Origin of the sequence: Gordonibacter pamelaeae, assembly GCF_003340385.1 — a bacterium.
GTDB lineage: Bacteria > Actinomycetota > Coriobacteriia > Coriobacteriales > Eggerthellaceae > Gordonibacter > Gordonibacter pamelaeae.
Genome location: NZ_PPTS01000009.1, coordinates 39,513 through 57,705, shown reverse-complemented (window position 1 = coordinate 57,705; position 18,193 = coordinate 39,513). Strand labels below are relative to the sequence as shown.

At 65.6% G+C, this 18,193-nt stretch carries 15 protein-coding genes; 11 read left to right on the top strand and 4 right to left on the bottom strand.

Annotation, left to right across the window (positions count from 1 at the left end):
- Positions 1–301 precede the first annotated feature (301 nt).
- Together asnB and C1877_RS13370 are read left to right on the top strand one after the other, a co-directional pair.
- Positions 302–2,263, top strand: a complete 1,962-nt coding sequence (gene asnB, locus C1877_RS13375; protein ID WP_015539782.1) for an asparagine synthase (glutamine-hydrolyzing) — start codon at positions 302–304, stop codon at positions 2,261–2,263.
- Between the two features lie 128 nt (positions 2,264–2,391).
- Positions 2,392–3,627 carry a hypothetical protein gene (locus C1877_RS13370; RefSeq protein WP_114569406.1) on the top strand — a complete coding sequence of 412 codons (1,236 nt, stop codon included), beginning with the start codon at positions 2,392–2,394 and terminating at the stop codon, positions 3,625–3,627.
- 19 nt (positions 3,628–3,646) lie between these two features.
- Here C1877_RS13370 and murJ read toward each other — a convergent pair whose 3' ends face one another.
- Entirely contained in the window at positions 3,647–5,767 is a 2,121-nt protein-coding gene (gene murJ / locus C1877_RS13365; RefSeq protein WP_114569405.1) for a murein biosynthesis integral membrane protein MurJ, read from the bottom strand.
- 66 nt (positions 5,768–5,833) lie between these two features.
- Here murJ and C1877_RS13360 point away from each other — a divergent pair, with 66 nt between their 5' ends.
- The 4 genes from C1877_RS13360 to C1877_RS13345 all read left to right on the top strand — a co-directional run bounded on the left by C1877_RS13360 (position 5,834) and on the right by C1877_RS13345 (position 9,749).
- On the top strand, positions 5,834–6,778 hold the full coding sequence (locus C1877_RS13360; RefSeq protein WP_114569404.1) for an NAD(+)/NADH kinase: 945 nt from the start codon (positions 5,834–5,836) through the stop codon (positions 6,776–6,778).
- Between the two features lie 417 nt (positions 6,779–7,195).
- Entirely contained in the window at positions 7,196–7,693 is a 498-nt protein-coding gene (locus C1877_RS15365) for a hypothetical protein (RefSeq protein WP_015539780.1), read from the top strand.
- A 70-nt stretch (positions 7,694–7,763) separates the two neighbouring features.
- On the top strand, positions 7,764–8,342 hold the full coding sequence (locus C1877_RS13350; RefSeq protein WP_015539779.1) for a hypothetical protein: 579 nt from the start codon (positions 7,764–7,766) through the stop codon (positions 8,340–8,342).
- A 252-nt stretch (positions 8,343–8,594) separates the two neighbouring features.
- Positions 8,595–9,749: a hypothetical protein gene (locus C1877_RS13345; protein WP_227155252.1), complete on the top strand. Its 1,155-nt coding sequence runs from the start codon at positions 8,595–8,597 to the stop codon at positions 9,747–9,749.
- Here C1877_RS13345 and C1877_RS13340 read toward each other — a convergent pair.
- From C1877_RS13340 to C1877_RS13330, 3 genes are all read right to left on the bottom strand, one after another.
- Entirely contained in the window at positions 9,746–10,372 is a 627-nt protein-coding gene (locus tag C1877_RS13340) for an ATPase (RefSeq protein WP_015539778.1), read from the bottom strand. The two genes, C1877_RS13345 and C1877_RS13340, sit on opposite strands and share 4 nt — an antisense overlap.
- Entirely contained in the window at positions 10,372–10,755 is a 384-nt protein-coding gene (locus C1877_RS13335; RefSeq protein WP_015539777.1) for a helix-turn-helix domain-containing protein, read from the bottom strand. Before C1877_RS13335 ends, C1877_RS13340 begins: the two co-directional genes overlap by 1 nt.
- Before the next feature lie 158 nt (positions 10,756–10,913).
- Positions 10,914–12,395: a DUF1846 domain-containing protein gene (locus C1877_RS13330; RefSeq protein ID WP_114569402.1), complete on the bottom strand. Its 1,482-nt coding sequence runs from the start codon at positions 12,393–12,395 to the stop codon at positions 10,914–10,916.
- A 311-nt stretch (positions 12,396–12,706) separates the two neighbouring features.
- Between C1877_RS13330 and C1877_RS13325 the strand changes: the two genes are divergently transcribed.
- From C1877_RS13325 to C1877_RS13305, 5 genes are all read left to right on the top strand, one after another.
- Complete coding sequence (locus tag C1877_RS13325) at positions 12,707–13,597, top strand: site-specific tyrosine recombinase XerD (RefSeq protein ID WP_261798096.1); 891 nt, start codon at positions 12,707–12,709, stop codon at positions 13,595–13,597.
- A 772-nt stretch (positions 13,598–14,369) separates the two neighbouring features.
- Entirely contained in the window at positions 14,370–14,846 is a 477-nt protein-coding gene (locus C1877_RS13320; RefSeq protein ID WP_015539775.1) for a division/cell wall cluster transcriptional repressor MraZ, read from the top strand.
- An 18-nt stretch (positions 14,847–14,864) separates the two neighbouring features.
- A complete protein-coding gene (gene rsmH, locus C1877_RS13315) occupies positions 14,865–15,836 on the top strand; it encodes a 16S rRNA (cytosine(1402)-N(4))-methyltransferase RsmH (RefSeq protein ID WP_114569401.1) in 972 nt (323 codons plus the stop codon).
- Positions 15,837–15,946: 110 nt separating this feature from the next.
- Positions 15,947–16,417: an FtsB/FtsL family cell division protein gene (locus tag C1877_RS13310; protein WP_015539773.1), complete on the top strand. Its 471-nt coding sequence runs from the start codon at positions 15,947–15,949 to the stop codon at positions 16,415–16,417.
- Positions 16,418–16,421: 4 nt separating this feature from the next.
- A complete protein-coding gene (locus tag C1877_RS13305) occupies positions 16,422–18,188 on the top strand; it encodes a peptidoglycan D,D-transpeptidase FtsI family protein (protein WP_114569400.1) in 1,767 nt (588 codons plus the stop codon).
- Positions 18,189–18,193 lie beyond the last annotated feature (5 nt).

Here is an 18,193-nt window from a genome sequence, read left to right as displayed (position 1 = left end):
GCTCGTTTCGGCCGGATTTCAAGGCTGTGTTTTTCCGTTTAACCTGGTCGCAGAAAAAGCAACCGAGGATTCCGCTTTTCGGAATTGCCAAACCGTGCATTTTTTGGCAGAAACCCCCGCTCGATGCGTCAAACGCTCCTGCACCCGCGAGGTTCGTCGTCCTGTGCATGGCTGGCCGTTCGAACAGCTGGTCGGGCAGCGCATTCTCCTTGCCGGTTTCGTGGAAACCATCCGAGGCGGGGGAGGTTGCCGTATCATATGAGATTCACAGCATCGTCACGTGAACAGGAGAACCAACCACATGTGCGGATTCGTGGGATTCACCGCGGTCGATTACGACCGGGAGACCAACCAGGCCGTCATCAAGGACATGGCCGATCGCATCGCCCACCGCGGGCCCGATGACGAGGGCTTCTTCGTGGACGATGACATAGCGATGGGCTTCCGCCGCCTGTCCATCATCGACCTCGAGGGCTCCCGCCAGCCCATGCAGAACGCCGACGGCACCGTCACGGTCACGTTCAACGGCGAGATTTACAACTTCCAGGAGCTGCGCGCCGAGCTTGAGGCGCTGGGCTACCAGTTCGTCACGAACGGCGACACGGAAACGATCGTCCATGGCTACGAGGCGTGGGGCACGGACGTGTTCGAGCGCCTGCGCGGCATGTTCGCCATCGCCATCTGGGATGCGGCGAAGAAGCGCCTCGTGTGCGCTCGCGACATCTTCGGCATCAAGCCGTTCTACTACCAGCACGACGGCAACCGCCTCGTCTACGGCAGCGAGATCAAGGCGTTTTTGGCGCACCCGGCGTTCAAGAAGGAGCTCAACCGCGAGCAGTTGCCGCAGTATCTGTGCTTCGAGTACATGAACGACTCGCAGACCATGTTCAAGGACGTGCACAAGCTGTTGCCCGGCCACTTCATGGTGTTCGAGGACGGCACGCTGCGCACCGAATGCTTCTACAAGATCACGTACAAGATCGACGATTCGAAGTCGCTCGACGAGTGGGCCGACGTCATCGTGAAGGCGTTCGACGAGTCGGTGGCGGCGCACGAGATCGCCGACGTCGAGATCGGCAGCTTCCTGTCGGGCGGCATCGACAGCTCGCTGGCCGCGTACTGCATGGGGCAGCACGCGCCGGACATCAAGACGTTCTCGGTGGGCTACGACATCGGCTGCGAGGACAAGCTGGCCGAGATCGCCGCGCAGTCCGACTTCGAGATCAAGCTGAACGAGCTGGAGGACGCCGAGGAGTTCGCGAAGTGGGCCCACCTGCCGAACTGGCAGGTGAAGGTCGATGCGCGGGAATTCCTCGACATCGTGCCCACCGAGCAGTACCACATGGACGAGCCGCTGGGCGCGCCGAGCGCCATCCCGCTGTTCTTCGTGAGCCGCCTCGCGCGCGAGCAGGTGAAGGTGGTGCAGTCGGGCGAGGGCGCCGACGAGCTGTTCGGCGGGTACTGGATCTACCATGACCAGTTCGAGTTCGGCAAGTACTTCAAGGTGCCGCGCCCTCTGCGCGCCGCCGCGGGCGCCGTGGCCGAGAAGCTGCCGCCGTTCCACGGTCGTCGCTTCGCCATGCGCGGCTCGGGCGGGCCGGAAAAGAGCTACCAGCGAGCGAGCATGAACTACATGTGGGACGAGATCCCGAACGTGCTGCGCGACTACGACGGCCCCTGCAAGCCGTGGGAGTGGTGCAAGCCGCACTTCGACGAGGCGGCGAAGCAGGACATCGACATCATCACGCAGACCCAGTACGTGGACATGGTCAGCTACATGCCCTTCGACATCTGCCTGAAGGCCGACAAGATGTCCATGTCGCAGTCGCTGGAGCTGCGCGTGCCGTTCCTCGACAAGAAGGTGCTCGACGTGGCGCTGCAGCTGCCCACCGCGTGCCGCGTCGACGACGAGCATGCCAAGTACGCGCTGCGCGTGGCTGCGAGCAAGCTGGGCTTCCAGAAGAAGGTGGCGAACATGCCGAAGCAGCCGTTCATCACGCCACTTACGGTGTGGCTGCAGACCGACCTGTACTACGATCGCATCAAAGAGGCGTTCACGAGCGAGGCCGCGCACGAGTTCTTCAACGTGGACTACCTCGTGCAGATGCTCGACGACCACAAGTCGGCCGACTTCTCCACGGTGGAGGGTCGCGGCAAGCTCAAGATGATGCGCATCTGGAACATCTACTGCTTCCTGTGCTGGTACGAGGTGTTCTTCGGGAAGAGCAGCGAGAAGCTGGCCCCGAAGACGAAGGTGGCGTAAGCGGAAGGGCGTTGCGCTCGCGGCGTCAACGGCGGCGCTACCGTTGGGTGTTAGGCTGGCCGACGCGAAGGAACGCAAGCATGCCAGGTGGTAGGCTCGTCGCATCAACCGATGCGATAGGAGTGACCATGCCCGCCGAAACCGTCGTCCCGCCCCGTTTCCGCACGCCGGAGCCGCGGCTCCGCCTTCACGCGGCGTTCGCGCTTGCACTCGCCGCCTGCGCCCTTGCCGCGGTGCTCTGCGCGCTCGCCCCCGGCCGGGCCGAGGCTGCCCCGGCGGGGCCGTTCGATGTGGAGGGGCCCGCCGATGCCTACGCGTGGGATGGCGCAGTGCTCTCCGTCACCGGTGACGGCGTGACCATCGCCGGCATGGCGGACCCGACCTCGGCGGCCATGGGCGACGTGCGGGTTGCCGCGGGTGTGGGCGCTATCAACGTGGGCTCGGGCGTGCGCATCGGCACGCTCTCGTTCGCCGAGGCCGCAGCACTTCGCTTGGACGGCGCCGGCAACGAGGTGCAGCTGCTCGATCTAGCGCGGTCCTCCAGCGTGAGCGGCCCTGGCTCCGTCACGTTGGCCGAGGTCACGCTCTCCCTGGACCTGCTGCCTTCGGCCACCGTTACGCTCACGGGCAGCGCGGACGGCATGTCCATCTGGGCCGGGGCCACGCTCGTGCTCGGGCCGGGAGCCAGCCTTGGCAACATCACGCATTTCGGCGGCACCCTCGATCTCTCGCATATCGTGTTCGGCGCACCTGTGCGGGTGCTGGGCTACTCGGTGGGAGGCGATTACACGTCGAACACCATCGTGGCGCCGTTCGGGGCGACGCGCCTGTCCGAGCTCATGACGCTCGACCACCTCTTCGTGAACGGCGGAGATACCGCCATCGTGGAGGACGGGGAGCGCGTGGGCACGCTGCAGGACGACGGCTCGTTTCTCATCACCGCCACGCGCACGGTGACGTTCGCGGGGTGGGAGGGGAAGGTGCTCGCTACCGAGGAAGTGCCGCTGTTCAGCGCGGCGACAGCGCCCGAGGTGGTAGCTCCCGAGGGCTACCGCTTCACGGGATGGGATGTCGATTTCACGCATGTCGTGCAGGATCTGGCCGTAACGGCGCAGTTCGAGAAGCTTCCCGATCCCACGCCGCAGCCCGAGCCGGCTCCCGCTCCGCCGGCGGGCGGGTCAGGGGCGCCCTCTGCTGCTTCGGCATCGACGTCGGTGCCTGCGTCGAGGTACTACCCGGCTCCCAAGAAGCTCGCCGCAACGGGCGATGCAGCCGGTTGGGGGCTCGGGGCAGCCGCAGCGGCCGGCTCCGCTGCGGCTGTTGCGGCGGTCGTGGCGGCTGCGATAGGCAGGCGCCGGGGGTAGGCTGCTTTTCGCAGCCGCGCTACGCCCGACCGCGGCCCAGTTTGCCGGCCACCTTGCCCACGATGTTGCCAACGAACGCTGCTTCCGGCACGCGCAGCTTGATGGCCAGGCCGAACGTCACCGCCAGCGACACTAGGCCGCCGCACGCCACGTAGGCGAGCGCCTGCGGGATGGACCCCGACAGCGGCCCGACGAGCGTCGTGAGCGCGAACAGCACGCCGCCGCCCGCCGCCGCGCCCAGCCCGCCGAACACCAGCGCCACGAGAAACGCCTTCGCCGTGGAACGCAGCCCGAACGGCCCCAGGCGCCGGCGCAGGTACGCGAACAGGCACACGTCGGCCACCACGTAGAACAGCACCTCGCCCACGGCGATGATCTCGATGGGGAAGCTCTCCGCATGCGACGCGCCGAACATCGTGAGCGCCACCTGCGCGGCTCCCGCCACGAAGTTGAACGCCGCGAACACGCCCATCTTGCGCAGGCTCGAGAAGATCTTCTGCAGGTACGTGTTCACGCCGTACACCGGCAGCGCGAACGCCAGCACGCTCATGTACGAGGCGATGGACGCCACGTTCTCCGCCGTGAACGCGCCGGCGCGGAACACGGTGATGAGCGGCAGCGAGAACACCATGAGGTACAGCGCGAAGGGAATCATGAAGAAGAGTATCTGGTTCGTGCCGCTCACGATGCCGCGTTTCACGCCCTTGGCGTTGCCCTCGGCCTGCATGTCGGCCAGCTCGGTGAACATGGCCGTGGTGATGGGCACGGCCAGGAAGGAGTAGGGGAGCGTGAACCACTGGCGCGCGTACAGCAGGATGGACGGCCCGTTGTCGGCGAAGCTGTAGGCCGCCGCGTTCTGCACCGACACCACCGCGAACGAGCACACCATGACGAACAGGGCCGGCACGCCCAGCGAGAGCGTCTCGCGCAGCGCCGGGTCGTGCAGGTTGAGGCGCGGCCGCAGCCGGATGCCGTTGCGGCGCAGCGCGGGCAGCTGGATGGCCAGCGCCACGAACACGCCGAGCGGGTTGCCGATGGCTATGACGTAGAGCGCCAGGTCGGGGTTGCCCGGCGCGAGCGCCGCGTACGTCAGGAACGATGCGATGACCACAATGCTCTGCGCCGCCGGCGCGATGGCCGACCACAGGTAATCGCGGTTCGCGTTGAGCAGGCCCGATATGATGGCCGTGGCGCCGGAGAACACGATCTGGACGGCGAAGAACTGGAAGAAGAACACCGATTGCGCCATGGTGCGCTGGTCGGAGTAGAAGCTCTGCGTGTAGATGAAGAACGACGGGAACGCGATGCAGAGCGCCGACACCGCCGCCAACAGCACCACCACGATGGTGAGCAGGGTGGAGGCGTAGTCGTTCCCCGCCTTCTGCCCCAGCCTCTTCTTCACCGACATATACACCGGCAAAAACGCCGTCACCAGGATGCCGCCTATCACCAGCTCGTAGAGCTGGGAGGGCAGGTTGTTGGCCACCTGGTAGGAGCTGGAGAGCAGCGTGGAGCCCAGCGCGAAGGCCATGGTCCAGGTGCGCACGAAGCCCAGCACGCGCGAGACCATGGTGCACACGCTGATGAGTGCGGCCGACGAGCCCACAGCGGCCGCGTCGCCCTGCTCGGCGGCGTCCGTGCGCGCGAGCGCCGTCTTGTCCACGCCGGCGTGCTTGCTCACGATGGGCAGCTCGGAGGTCGAGCCGGGGAAGGCCGCGCGCTCGGCGCGGCGGCTCGCCGCGGACGCAGCTTGCGCCGCCGCGCGCGGGTCGGGCGTCTGGGGCTCGAAGGGGTCGCGCGCCGGCGCCGTGCGGTCGGGGCCGGCGTGGCTGCCGCCTATGCGAATCTCGGACGTCTCGCCCGGCGCCGCCGCGCGCAGGCGGGCCTTCGCGCTGGCGGGGTCGAGCCGGGGCTCCGGCCGCGGAACGACCTGCTGCGCCACGGCGGCGGCGATAACCGTGCGGTCGAGCCCCGCATGCCGCCCGCCCACGCGGATCTCGGACGTGGAGCCCGGGTCGGCCGCGCGCGCATGCGACGGCGCCGCGGCGCGCTTGGCGGGGGCGGCGGCAGGGGTGGGCGTGGGGGCTGGTGTCGGCTCGGCAACGCGCGTATGTTGAGCTCGTGCGAGCTTGTCGGACATGGACGGACGCTTTCTTGCGCATCGGATATAATGGCCCATCATAGCAAACCCGGAAAGAAGACCTTCATGCGCATCCTCATCGTACGCAATAATTCCAACTCGAAGGCCGTGGACGCCTCGCTTCTGCTGGCCACGTACCTGGCCACGCAGGGGGCCGACTACACGCTCGTGGACTCGTCGGACCTCTCGTGCCGCGGCGACCACGAAGGGCTGAACGAGGCGCTTGCCAACGGGGTGGAGATGGCGGTGGTGCTGGGCGGCGACGGCACCATCCTGCGCACGGCGCGCCAGATCGGCACGTCGGGCGTGCCCATCCTGGGGATAAACTTCGGCCGCTTGGGCTTTTTGGCGAACACGAGCGACGAGGGGGTGGTGGCCGTGGTAGCCGCCGCGCTCGCCGGCGACGTGGTGGCCGAGCAGCGCACGAACCTGCGCATCGACGTGGTGTGCGAGGGCGAGCGGGATCGCTGGGGCGACGACGCCGGCACGCTCGACGATCCCGATGAAGGGGAAGAGCCCGGCGGGGAGCCCTCCGCCTCCGGGTTCCCCTGCGGAAGCGATGCGCGCACGTTCTTCGCGCTCAACGAGCTGGCGGTGACGCGCGGCGCGCATGGCCGCATCATCGATTTCGGCTTGAGCATCTCGGGCGCGCGCATCGCCGGCATGCGCGGCGACGGCCTGGTGGTGGCCACGGCCACGGGTTCCACGGCCTACGCGCTCTCGGCCGGCGGGCCGCTCGTGTCGCCGGGTTTCGCCGGCCTCGTGGCCGTGCCGCTCGCGCCCCACACGCTGCATTCGCGCGCCATCGTCACGGCGTCCAACGACGTGGTGGAGATGGACCTGTCGCACAACGCCGACACCCGCGAGGCCACGCTGTTCGTCGACGGCGAGCTGCTGGAGTTCGAGCGGCCCGTGCGCCGCGTCTACGTCCGCCGCGGCGACGCCCCCACGGTTCTGCTGCGCTACCAGCGGGAAGGCTTCTACGAGCACGCGGCGCGAGTGTTCTTCTAGGTGCGCGAAGCCCGGCAGGCATGCGCGTCTGCCGGGCATTCCTTTTGCAGGTTATGCCAAAAATAGGATAATTGCAGTGCAAAGTTTCCGTTGACTTGCCCCCCCCCCTGGCGTATCTTTGCGTATCAAGTTCCGTGCCTTCAGGCATGCGAACCGGATCAAGGGGTAATTCGTATGAGCAAGCAAGACCGTGAGAGCGCGCAGAGCCTTCCAGTAGACAGTTCCGAACCGAATGCTTCCTCGCATCAGTGGGACGGCGAAAAACTCGCCGACGATGCTGCAGGGAAGCAGGTTCAGGATGTTTCTCCAGACTCGGCGCCAGTAAGGCAGATCCTCCGACCAGAGGCCCCTGACCCCCATTCCTCCGCAACGAGCACCGCCGTCGAGACGGCCAAGAACGCCGGGAAGATACTCGGCATGTCCAAGCACGTCTTCGCCGGCCTGGTGGCCGTGGTGGCCGTAGCCGCCGCCGTCGTGGCGGGCGTCGTGCTGACGCAGCAGCCGGCCGTGGAGGACTGGTTCGACTCGAATGCCGCGCAAGGCCAGTTCGAGGGCAAGTCAAAGGAAGAGATCCAAGCCGCCCTGAACGAGGAGGTGGCGAAGGGCATGATGAACATCTCCATCGCCGCCGTCATCACGTTCCCCGACGGCGCGTCTGAGGGCGAGGCGCGCATCGAGAACATCGCCGCGAACCCGATGGACCAGAAGGTGACCATCGCGCTCAAGGACGGTGACGAGGTGGTGTACGAGTCCGGCGCCATCGCGCCCGACCAGCACATACAGAACATCAAGCTGTCACGCGACCTGGAGCCCGGCGAGTACGCTGCCGTGGCCACGTTCACGGGCTACGACCGCGAGACGCACAAGAAGACCGGCCAAGCGGCCGCTGAGATCACGTTACGCGTCGAAGGCTAAGACAACCTTCGACGAGAGATAGTCAGAGCATGTCAGACAACGTAAGGGCACATCAGGAAAGGAAAGTATCATGACGAAGACGAGCCGGTTCAACTACATCAAGCGGGGTCTGGTAGGCGTATGCGCCGCCACAATGCTGACGGGTCTGTGCGCGGGGACTGCGTTTGCGGATCAGAGTGCAACGAAGATATACACGTTGGATACCTCTGCTGCCCAGATAAGCGTTACGGTTCCGACGGGGAATGCCGGTGCGTCTTTGAATGCTGCGGGTGCGCTCACTCTCCCCGATCTGGTACTTACGAATGAGTCGCTTGCTCCGGTGTATATCTCGAAAGTGGAGGTGTCCGGCGTTAACACCAGCATCAACCTGTTGACAGAGGCCGATTACGCCGATGCCACCAAAGGTGCTGTGAACAATGCTACGAAGATTTCTATGGCCGCTGACGGAAAGAGCATCGACCTGGGCGCATTCAAGGCTACTGGTGGAGCAACCATTCAGGAAGCGGATGCAGTGACGATAGCTGGCAATTCTGGGAAAGCCACTTTATCGGCGACTGCCTCGATGAAGAACTTTACCGGGAGCATCTTGGGACAGTCAACGCTTGATTTTATGACGGTTTCTTTTACGGTTGCTCCGACAACGGCATAGCTGTGAGTCGTGCAGATTTCGCATGAACATGTAATTGCCAAAGCCGCGCTGAGGTTCGGGGCGGCTTTGGTTCTTTGTTTGCTGCTGGTCTCTGGCGCGCTGTGGCCGGTTTCCTATTCGTTTGCTGCTTCCGAAGCGGCTTCCAGCAAAGCTCCTCTTTCGCCAGAAGCCGCTTCGGAAGCTACGTATGGCACGACTAAGCCCATCGATCCTTCCGCCACCACGACTCCTTCCGTTGATGATGCGGACAACGTGATCGTCACAACTCCTTCGACCGAGCCAACGCCGCCGACCACCCCGGTTGAGCCCGCAATTCCCTCTGTCCCCGAGTACGAGAGCGCCTGGCCCATCGGGCTCGACGAGACTGCTGCGGTCGTTGCCGAGTTGTGGGACGATGGGACGTTCGTCGTTGACGGGGCGGGGGATACCCTCGCGTTCGAGAGCGCCGACGAGGTGCCGTGGCTCGCGGCAGGCGTATCGGACGACATCAAGCGCGTCGTGTTCGCCGATGCGGTGGAGCCTTCCAGCTTGGCGCACTGGTTCGAGGGATGCGCGAACCTGGAAGAGGTCGCGAACGTCCCCGCAGACGTCAAAGACCTCACGCGCGCGTTCTTCGACTGCCCGAAGCTCGTGGAGCTGCCGGACGATCTCGCGCTCGCCGACGACGCAGTCCTCGAGGAGTGCTTCGGCTTCGCCGAGCCGCCCGACGAGCCGCTGTCCACCGTCTACCGCGGCGCGGACGAGAACGTGCTCGCCTATGCGTGGGACCTCGACGGCCGCATCCTCGCCAATCCCGATACGCCCGAGCCGCCCGTGGCCGAGGAGCCGGCCGACCCCGAGGCCCCCGCCGACGACCTCTCCGACAAGTCTGCTGACGATCCCGCCGAGGACGCTGCGGAGGAGCCGCCGCCCGAAAGCGACGAGCTCCTCGCTCCGACGGAGGAAACTCCCGCGCCCGAAGCCGATTCCGCCGCGCCGGACGCCCCCGAGGAAGAGGCCGCCCAGGTCAACATAACCATCCCCTCGTCGGTTTCCATGATGCTGGGCGAGGGCGACCCCAACAGCGCCACCATCCCCGTGATGGTAGGCAACCGCTCCGAGCGCCCCGTGGCCATCACGGGCGCGCGCCTCAAGCGCTCCGACATGGACCTGCCGGGCGGGTCGTGGTCGCTCACCACCCAGGGCGGCGCCACGACGTTCGTGCAGGACGCCCGCTTCACGCCCCTCGGCCTGGAAGTGACGTTCGACCGCCCCGTCATCCTCGCCGCCGGCGACATGGGCACCCAGCTCGTCTGGCGCGGCACCTTCACCGATCACGGTATGAAGACCCTCCTCGAAGCCGTCCTCTCCGCCGGCGACTCCGGCTTCACCTACGGCTCCATGATCTGGATCGTCTCAGCCGCCTAGTCCTGCCAGCCAGCCCAGGCATCGGCGGCTATCAAGCGCCGCATGACTTCGTCAGGCCACGACACGCCCGCATTCTCCAACTCGTAGCGTACGAGGTCGCCGCATGCTATACGGGCAACCGGCTTCAGCAGGTAGGTGTTGTCGAACAAGAACACCTCGTCGCACAGCGGTACCGCTTTCACGAGGTTGTCGAGGGACGCTCGGGCGCGCCTCCTCACCGTTTCCGGGTCCACTCCGTGGCCGCCGAACTCTACGCGCCGCTCTATTCGCCGGTTCGCTATTTCAGGGTCACCCACTCCGACATAGTAGAGGACGACCCTGAACCCCCGTTGCCTGGCCGAGGCGATGGTCTTCATGATGGAATGGCCTGTTAACGTGGACTCTTGGTTGAACGATGTTCGCGCGTCCAGACAGCTGCGCACGAGCGCCAACGCCTCCCGGCCTGCCTGCAACTGTGCTGCTCGATCCTCCCATTCCCATCCGTGCGAGGCGAGGATCTCGTCGGAGTTGACGCGGGGCATGGCCTCGGAAACGCTCGTGCGATCCCAGAGCCCCGACTTGAAGAGGGTTGACTTCCCGGCGCCGTTCACGCCCGCGAACAGGATGTAGCGAGGGCGATCCATCAGAACACGCCTTGCTCGATGAGCTCCTGCTGCCTCTTTTGGAGGAAGAAGGTGGACACCGCCACATAGAAGTCCTCTTCTTCCTTGCTCTCGGCTTGGTCGAGGAACGCCGAGTTGAACGTTCCCGACAGCGTGGCGCGGCATTCCCGGTACAGCCGGCGCGCGGCCTCGATGTCGTAGGAAGGCGCCGCCGGGGCGGTTGAGCTGTCTTTCCTCGGACGTCCTGCGGAAGGCCGGGTATGCATGCGATTCTCCACCGACTGCTCGGACACCGCCCACGTGCGCCCGATCTTCGTTCCCTCCAGCACGTGCTTGTTGAGCATCGCGCGCACGCGCGGTTCCGACACGCCAAGCCGTGTTGCGGCCTCTTTCGTGCTGAGCATAGCAGCCTCCCTTCCGAAGCGAATCGCTTCCTGTTCACCGTTAATTATATCGTCTACGATATAATTAACGGTGAACGCGCCAGAAAAAACACGTCCGGCGGATTCTCTTCCGCCGGACGTGATACTTGGCTCCTATAGCGTTCGTTGTGCGCGCCGTCTTACTTGTGGTAGTACCGATGCTGCTCGTACTTGGGCTCGCAGCAGACGTTGATCCCCAAGGTGCGGTAGAGCTTCTCGTCGGTGGAGGAGATGATGACCGAGAAGTACGCGTCGCATCCGCGCAAATCGTCGATGTGCTCGATGAGCTTGGCGGCCAACGGATCGGTGGCGGAGCTGATGGACAGCGCGATGAGCGTCTCGTCGGAGTGCAGGCGCGGGTTGCGGCTGTGCAGGCAGTCGGTCTTCAGGCGACAGATGGGCTCGATGACCTCGTCGCTGATGACATCGATCTCGTCGTCGACGCCGGAGACGCCCTTGAGCGCGTTCATCATGAGCGACGACGCCGCGCCCAGAAGCGACGACGTCTTGCCCGTGACCACCGAGCCGTCCGGCAGCACCATGGCGCCCACCGGGCCGCCGGTCGTCTCCTCCTTCAGCAGCGCGGCCGAGCGGGCCGGCGAGAAGCTCGCGTTCACGCCGGCCTGGTTCATCAGCAGCTCCAGCTTCTCCACGTGCTCCTGGCCCGTGCCGCTGCGGCGCGTCTCCACGGCGGTCTGGAAGTAGCGGCGCACGATCTCCATCTTCGCGGCCTCGCGCACGGCCTCGTCGTCCACGATGGCGTTGCCGGCCATGTTCACGCCCATGTCGGTGGGCGACTGGTAGGGGCTCTCGCCGGAGATGCGCTCCATCATGGCTTTCAGCACGGGGAATATCTCCACGTCGCGGTTGTAGTTCACCGTGGTCTCGCCGTACGCTTCCAAATGGAACGGGTCGATGGTGTTCGCGTCGTTCAAGTCGACGGTGGCCGCCTCGTAGGCTATGTTCACCGGGTGCTTGAGCGGCAGGTTCCAGATGGGGAACGTCTCGTACTTCGCATAGCCGGCCGCCACCCCGCGCTTGTGCTCGTGGTAGAGCTGCGAGAGGCACGTGGCCATCTTGCCGCTGCCGGGGCCGGGGGCCGTCACCACCACGAGCGGCCGCGTGGTCTCGATGAACTCGTTGCGCCCGTAGCCCTCGTCGCTCACGATGCGGTCGATGTCGTAGGGATAGCCGGGGATGGGGTAGTGCAGGTAGCTCTTGATGCCCAGGCTGTCCAGGCGCTTGCGGAACGCCTCGGCCGAGGGCTGGTTCGTGTAATGGGTGATGACCGCGCCGCTGGTGGCGAAGCCCATGCCGCGGAAGATGTCCATGAGGCGCAGCACGTCCTCGTCGTAGGTGATGCCCAGGTCTCCGCGCACCTTGCTCTTCTCGATGTCGTTCGCGTTGATGGCGATGATGATCTCGGCGTCGTCGATGAGGCTTTTCAGCATGCGGATCTTGGAGTCGGGCTCGAAGCCGGGCAGCACGCGCGAGGCATGGTAGTCGTCGAAGAGCTTGCCGCCGAACTCCAGGTAGAGCTTGCCGCCGAACTGGTCGATGCGGTTGCGGATGTGCTCCGCCTGCAGCGCGATGTACTGGTCGTTGTCGAATCCGATGCGCATGGGAATGCGGTGCCCCTTTCGTGAGAAGACGGTGATGCGCGCACGCGCGCGAACCAAAGTATATCGCACTTGCCGTACCCGGTGTTGCCGGCGTGTAAAAACTCGCGGCATGGCAATCCCGTTGCTGGCGAGGTGCGGTAAACCCGGCGGTGGGCTGCTGCAGGAGCGGGCCTGGAGGCGGCGCGGCGGAGGGTGAGCGCGGTGGCGCCCTCGGACGGCGCGCGGCGAAAACCGCCTTGAGGGCCGGAGGGCCGGTGCTATACTCGTACGAAATCCCGAGGGTCGTCGGAAAGGGGGCGGAGGTGGACGCCGTGCACGCGCTCATGGAAGAGTACCTCTCGCACTTGCGCGTGGAGCGGGGATCCTCGCCGCTTACCGTGTCGGCGTACACCACCGACCTGTGCGATTACGCCTCCTTCCTCGACGGGCGCGGAGTGGGCGATGCCGATGACGTGGACCGCGCCTGCGTGGTGGCCTACGAGGCCGACCTCGTGGACCGCGGCTACGCCACGTCGAGCGTGGACAGGCGTGTGTCGGTGATCAAGGGCTTCCACCGCTTCCTCGTGCGGGAGGGCTACGCGCGCCGCAACCCCACCGATACGCTGCAGCTGCCCAAGCCTCCCGAGCGGCTGCCCGACGTGCTTTCGGCGAGCCAGGTGGGCGCTATGCTGGCTGCCTGCACGGGCGACGGCCCGCCGGAGATGCGCAACCGCGCCATCCTGGAGGTGCTGTACGGCTGTGGGCTGCGCGTGAGCGAGTGCACGGGCCTTGACCTGGGTGATTGCATCCTTGAGGAGGGGTATCTGCGCGTCGTGGGCAAAGGGGGCAAGGAGCGCATAAGCCCTATCTCGGGCGCTGCGCTCGAGGCGCTGGGCGCGTACCTGGAGCGTGGCCGCCCCGCGCTCGCGAAGCCCTACGCCAAGCCCACGGCGGCGGTGTTCCTGAACGTCCGCGGCGGCCGCCTGACGCGCCAGAGCGTGCACGCCATCGTGGCCGACGCCGGTCGCCTGGTGGGCGTGGATAACCTGCATCCCCACACGCTCCGTCACTCCTTCGCCACCCATATGCTGGAAGGCGGTGCTGACCTGCGCGTTATCCAGGAGATCCTCGGCCACTCCGACATCTCAACCACCCAGGTGTACACCCACGTGAGCCGCACCCACATCCGCGAGGAGTATCTGAGCGCCCACCCGCGCGCATAGCGTCCGCGGGCATGGCGTAATTTCGCGTGGACGAGAATCGAGGCTATGGCGCGATTCTCGGTGTCTGATTCGCCGACTGCTTTTCGCGACCAGGCTTTTTCCGGAAGACGCCCGCGTGCGGCTGCAGAAAACATGCCATAGGGCTTCGATCTTGTCCATGATCGAATAGGTAATATATAACCCCGCAGGGTTTTTCGGGCGCTGCTGCCTTGGCATCGCACGCGGGATGGGCGTGCGGCTTCTTCGCAGGGGGAGGCGGTGTGCTTCCGAAGGAATAGGCCTCGTTACGAAACGAATGTTTCACGTGAAACATTCGTTCGCTTATCCGATTTTTCGCTTGTTCTCGCCCCTTCCGTGCTGCTGTCAGGCTTGGCCGGCGCTGCTGGATGGCGGCCCCGGTTCGGCCCGCGCCCAGCCCAGCCCCGGCGCCCACCTGCCTCCGCTCTGGCTCCGGCCCGCGCCTCCGCTCCCACGCTTGAACGAGCGGTTGATCTTGCGGGGGCTGCGGTGGGGTGGGAGGGCGTCACAAATTCTCCCACTTCGTGCCACAGAGGGTTGCGAATCCATATCTTGTGGGCGGTTTCGCGGTTTTGGCTACCGGTGGTATGGCCGATTTTCCGCGCATCGAGAAATTGATGACGGGTGGGTGAACAGAGGGTTTCATCACGGCAAAAAGGGGGCGGAATACCCCATAAATGTTGCGAAGTGGGGCGAAGTGGGATAGAATGCCAAACATCGAAAGGGCCGAACGGCTGCACGCGGAAAGGATGGCATGGCGGAGGTCGTCGACACAACGGAGAACACGGAGGGGGCGGCGCACATCGTCGACCTCAACGGCGAGTTCCGTTTCAAGGTCGATGCCAAGGGCCGCATGTCCCTGCCCGCGAAGTTCCGCAAGGTGCTTTCGACCGACTTGGTGGTAACCCGCAATCCGAAGGACGAGTGCCTCTACGTCTTCGAGCCCCGTGGCTTCAACGCCTGGGTCGCGGAGGTGTTCGAGGACAAGTTCGGCAAGTACGACTCCTCCAACGACCTGCACGTGCGCCTGCGCCGCAAGCTCAAGGCCCGCGCGAAGGACGTGGAAGTGGACGGCTCCGGGCGCATCATGCTCCCGACGGAGGCGCGCGAGGCGACGGACATCGACAAGGACGTCGTCGTCGTGGGCAACACGGGCTACTTCGAAGTGTGGGACGCGAAGCGTTACGAGGCGCAGGACGACGACACCGACCTCGGTGTCCTGTTCGGCTGATCGTAGGACGTGAGCGCAATGACAAGCGAATATCGGCAACAAGAATTCCAGCATACCCCCGTTCTGCTCGCCGAGTGCCTCGAACAATCGAACCTCAAACCACAGCAAACGTTCGTGGACGCAACACTCGGCGGGGCAGGGCATTCCCTCGAGATGGCCAAGCTCATCGGCCCGGGGGGCACGCTCATCGGCATCGACCAGGATGAGGTGGCGCTCGCCGCCGCCCGCTCCCGGCTCGAGTCACTGCCCGACGGGCAACGCCCCAACCTGGAGCTATTGCGCGGCAACTTCGGGGATATGGACGACCTTCTCGTCAGTGCCGAGGTACCCGGGGTCGATGCGTTCCTCTTCGACCTAGGCGTCTCGTCGGTGCAGATAGACACACCGTCCCGCGGCTTCTCCTTCAAGGAGAACGGCCCCCTTGATATGCGGATGGATCCGGGGAAAACCACCCTAACCGCAGCAGAGATCGTGAACACCTACAACGCAGCAGATCTCACTCGGATCATCCGTGCCTACTCGGACGAGAAATGGGCCAGCCGCATCGCAGATTTCATCGTGCGGTCGCGGGCGAATGGGAGGATCGAGACAAGCGAGCAGCTCGTCGACGTCATCAAGGCCGCCATACCGGCCTCGGCGCGCCGCGCCGGGGGGCATCCGGCGAAACGGACGTTCCAGGCGCTTCGGATAGAAGTCAACTCGGAGCTGGACGTGCTGCGTCGAGGTCTCGACGCCGCCGTCCGCTGGCTCAATCCGGGCGGGCGCCTCGTGGTCATCAGCTATCATTCGCTCGAGGACCGCATTGTGAAGGAAACCTTCAACGCGTATGCGAACCGCTGCACCTGCCCGCCGGACCTTCCGGTGTGCGTGTGCGGGAAGGAGCCGATACTCGACCTGGTTACGCGCAAGCCGCTTCTGCCCACGGCAGGGGAGATTGAGCGCAATCCCCGGGCACGCAGCGCCAAGCTGCGCGTCGCCCGAAAACGCTGAAACCGACCTATCCGGCCGGGGCCTCGGTCCCGGCCGCCTTGCAAGCAACATCATAAGCAGCACCACGACCACCGAAACGCAGCCACGAAACGAAGAAAAGGAGGTTGGTCATGGCAGGAGCCGCACCGGCGTTTTCCTACAATTATCCCGAGCGCGCACCCGAGCGCCCCGAACGCCCGCGCGTTCGCGTCGTGCCGGGCCAGGGCACCCGCACCAGCACCCAGACCATTCCCTCCACCGTCGTGTTCATGGCGAAGACGCTCGCCGTGGTGCTCGTGGTGGCGGCGCTTCTGTGCTTCGCCCGCATTGCCATCGGCTCGGCGACCGTGGCCACGTCCGTGCAGTCGCAGCAGCTGGAAAGCCAGATAAGCGACGCCCGTGCCAGCGGCAACAACCTGGAAGTGCAGCAGAGCTCGCTTTCCAACCCCACGCGCGTGAAGGCCGAGGCGAGCCGCCTCAAGATGGCCGCGCCCGAGAGCGTCGGCATCATCGACCTGGGCACCGACGTCGTCGCCACCGACGAGGCCGGGAACCTGTCGCTTTCCAAGAGCGTGCAGATCGCCGCCGGCGCCGCGGAGTAGCGGCGTGGCGGGACGGCCCCACACCTCGCGCGCCCCGCGCCGCCCGGGCGCGCCGCGCACGGCGGCGCCCGGCTTCGCAGCCGATTCGAGCCGCGCGTTCATCCCCCTTGTTGTGTTCGCCGTCGTCGCGGCCCTTTTCCTCGTGCGGTTGGTGTACCTTCAGGTCATCGTGGCGCCGTCCTATGCCGCGCAGGCCGAGCAGGCGCGCACGGTGGGCTTCGACATCGAGCCGAGGCGCGGCACCATCTACGACCGCAACGGCACGGTGCTGGCCGTGAGCGTCGATGCCACCACCATCTACGCCAACCCCTCCGAGGTGGAGGACCTGCCGGGCACGGCCGCGGCGCTGGCCGGCGTGCTGGGCGGCGAGGCGGCCGACTACCAGAACGCGCTGTCCGCCGGCACCTCCACGTTCGCGTTCATCCAGCGCAAGGCCGACACCGCCGTGGCCGACCAGGTGCGCGCCCTGGACCTCAAGGGCATCTACTTCATCGCCGACACGAAGCGCACCTATCCCAACGGACGGGTGGGCGCGCAGATCGTCGGCCTGACCGACATCGACGGCAACGGACTAAGCGGCCTGGAGAAGTACTACGACGACATCCTGTCCGGCGAGCCCGGCCGCTACGAGGCCGAGCGCGGCCGCGACGGCACGCCCATCCCCGGCGGCGTGCACGAGGAGACGCCTGCCGTGGACGGCCAGGACATCATCATATCCGTGGACATCGAGCTGCAGCAGTACGTGGAGGACCGCCTGCTGGCCGACAAGGAGGGCCTCACCTCCAACGGCGGCAGCTCCGTGGTCATGGACGCCGAGACGGGCGAGATCTACGCCGCCGCGTCGCTTCCGCTGCTCGACCCGAACGACCGCGAGAACATCCCGGCCGGCGCGACGGAGCTCAAGGTGGTCACGCACCTGTTCGAGCCCGGCTCCATCTTCAAGTCCGTCTCGGCCATGGCCATCCTGGAGTCGGGCACCATGACGCCCGAGAGCGAGCTGTTCTGCCCGAGCGAGATAGAGGCCGACGGCTACATCATCTCCGACGCGCACGACCGCGGCGACGCCACCTTCACGCTGGAGCAGATCATGGACCAGTCGTCGAACGTGGGCATCTCGCTGGCCACGGAGAACGCCACCGCGAACGGGGTGTCGGGCTTCGAGAACCTGTACAACAAGATCAACGAGTACAACCTGCACACGCGCACCGGGGTGGACTACCCCGGCGAGGGCGAGGAGGGCACCGAGTACCTGGGATCGCTCCTGCCGTTCGACAAGTGGGGCAAGGTGCAGGCCTACAACATCAGCTTCGGCCAGGGCGTGTCGGTGACGCCGCTGCAGATGACGCGCTTCTACGGGGCGCTCGCCAACGACGGGGTGGAGTGCACGCCGCACTTCCTCATCGGCAAGCCGCAGTCTGGGGAGACGCCCGAGTACGCCACGGAGAAGGTCATCGGCAGCGAGAAGGCGCTCTCCGACATGACCGACATGCTCAAGACCGTGGTCAGCCAGGGCACAGGCACCGACGCCGCTATCGAGGGGTACAACGTGGCGGGCAAGACCTCCACGGCGGAGATCTACGACGAGGTGAACGGCGGTTACCGCAAAGGCGTGTACAACATGGCGTTCACCGGCTTCATAGCCGACTCCACGGGTCCCCAATTGGTTTGTTTTGTGGGTGCCAACGAGACGGAATACGGTTCCATCGTCACGCCGGTATTTAAGGATATAATGTCAACTGCCATCGACCGATTCCAGATAATGCCTGAGTGAGGACA

Bases quoted from the DNA above. Each gene is read 5' to 3' on its own strand.
- C1877_RS13360 (WP_114569404.1), top strand. From the start codon at position 5,834: ATGCGCATCCTCATCGTACGCAATAATTCCAACTCGAAGGCCGTGGAC.
- C1877_RS13350 (WP_015539779.1), top strand. From the start codon at position 7,764: ATGACGAAGACGAGCCGGTTCAACTACATCAAGCGGGGTCTGGTAGGC.
- murJ (WP_114569405.1), bottom strand. From the start codon at position 5,767: ATGTCCGACAAGCTCGCACGAGCTCAACATACGCGCGTTGCCGAGCCG.
- C1877_RS13340 (WP_015539778.1), bottom strand. From the start codon at position 10,372: ATGGATCGCCCTCGCTACATCCTGTTCGCGGGCGTGAACGGCGCCGGG.
- rsmH (WP_114569401.1), top strand. From the start codon at position 14,865: ATGACAAGCGAATATCGGCAACAAGAATTCCAGCATACCCCCGTTCTG.
- C1877_RS15365 (WP_015539780.1), top strand. From the start codon at position 7,196: ATGTCCAAGCACGTCTTCGCCGGCCTGGTGGCCGTGGTGGCCGTAGCC.
- C1877_RS13370 (WP_114569406.1), top strand. From the start codon at position 2,392: ATGCCCGCCGAAACCGTCGTCCCGCCCCGTTTCCGCACGCCGGAGCCG.
- C1877_RS13335 (WP_015539777.1), bottom strand. From the start codon at position 10,755: ATGCTCAGCACGAAAGAGGCCGCAACACGGCTTGGCGTGTCGGAACCG.
- asnB (WP_015539782.1), top strand. From the start codon at position 302: ATGTGCGGATTCGTGGGATTCACCGCGGTCGATTACGACCGGGAGACC.
- C1877_RS13310 (WP_015539773.1), top strand. From the start codon at position 15,947: ATGGCAGGAGCCGCACCGGCGTTTTCCTACAATTATCCCGAGCGCGCA.
- C1877_RS13320 (WP_015539775.1), top strand. From the start codon at position 14,370: ATGGCGGAGGTCGTCGACACAACGGAGAACACGGAGGGGGCGGCGCAC.
- C1877_RS13330 (WP_114569402.1), bottom strand. From the start codon at position 12,395: ATGCGCATCGGATTCGACAACGACCAGTACATCGCGCTGCAGGCGGAG.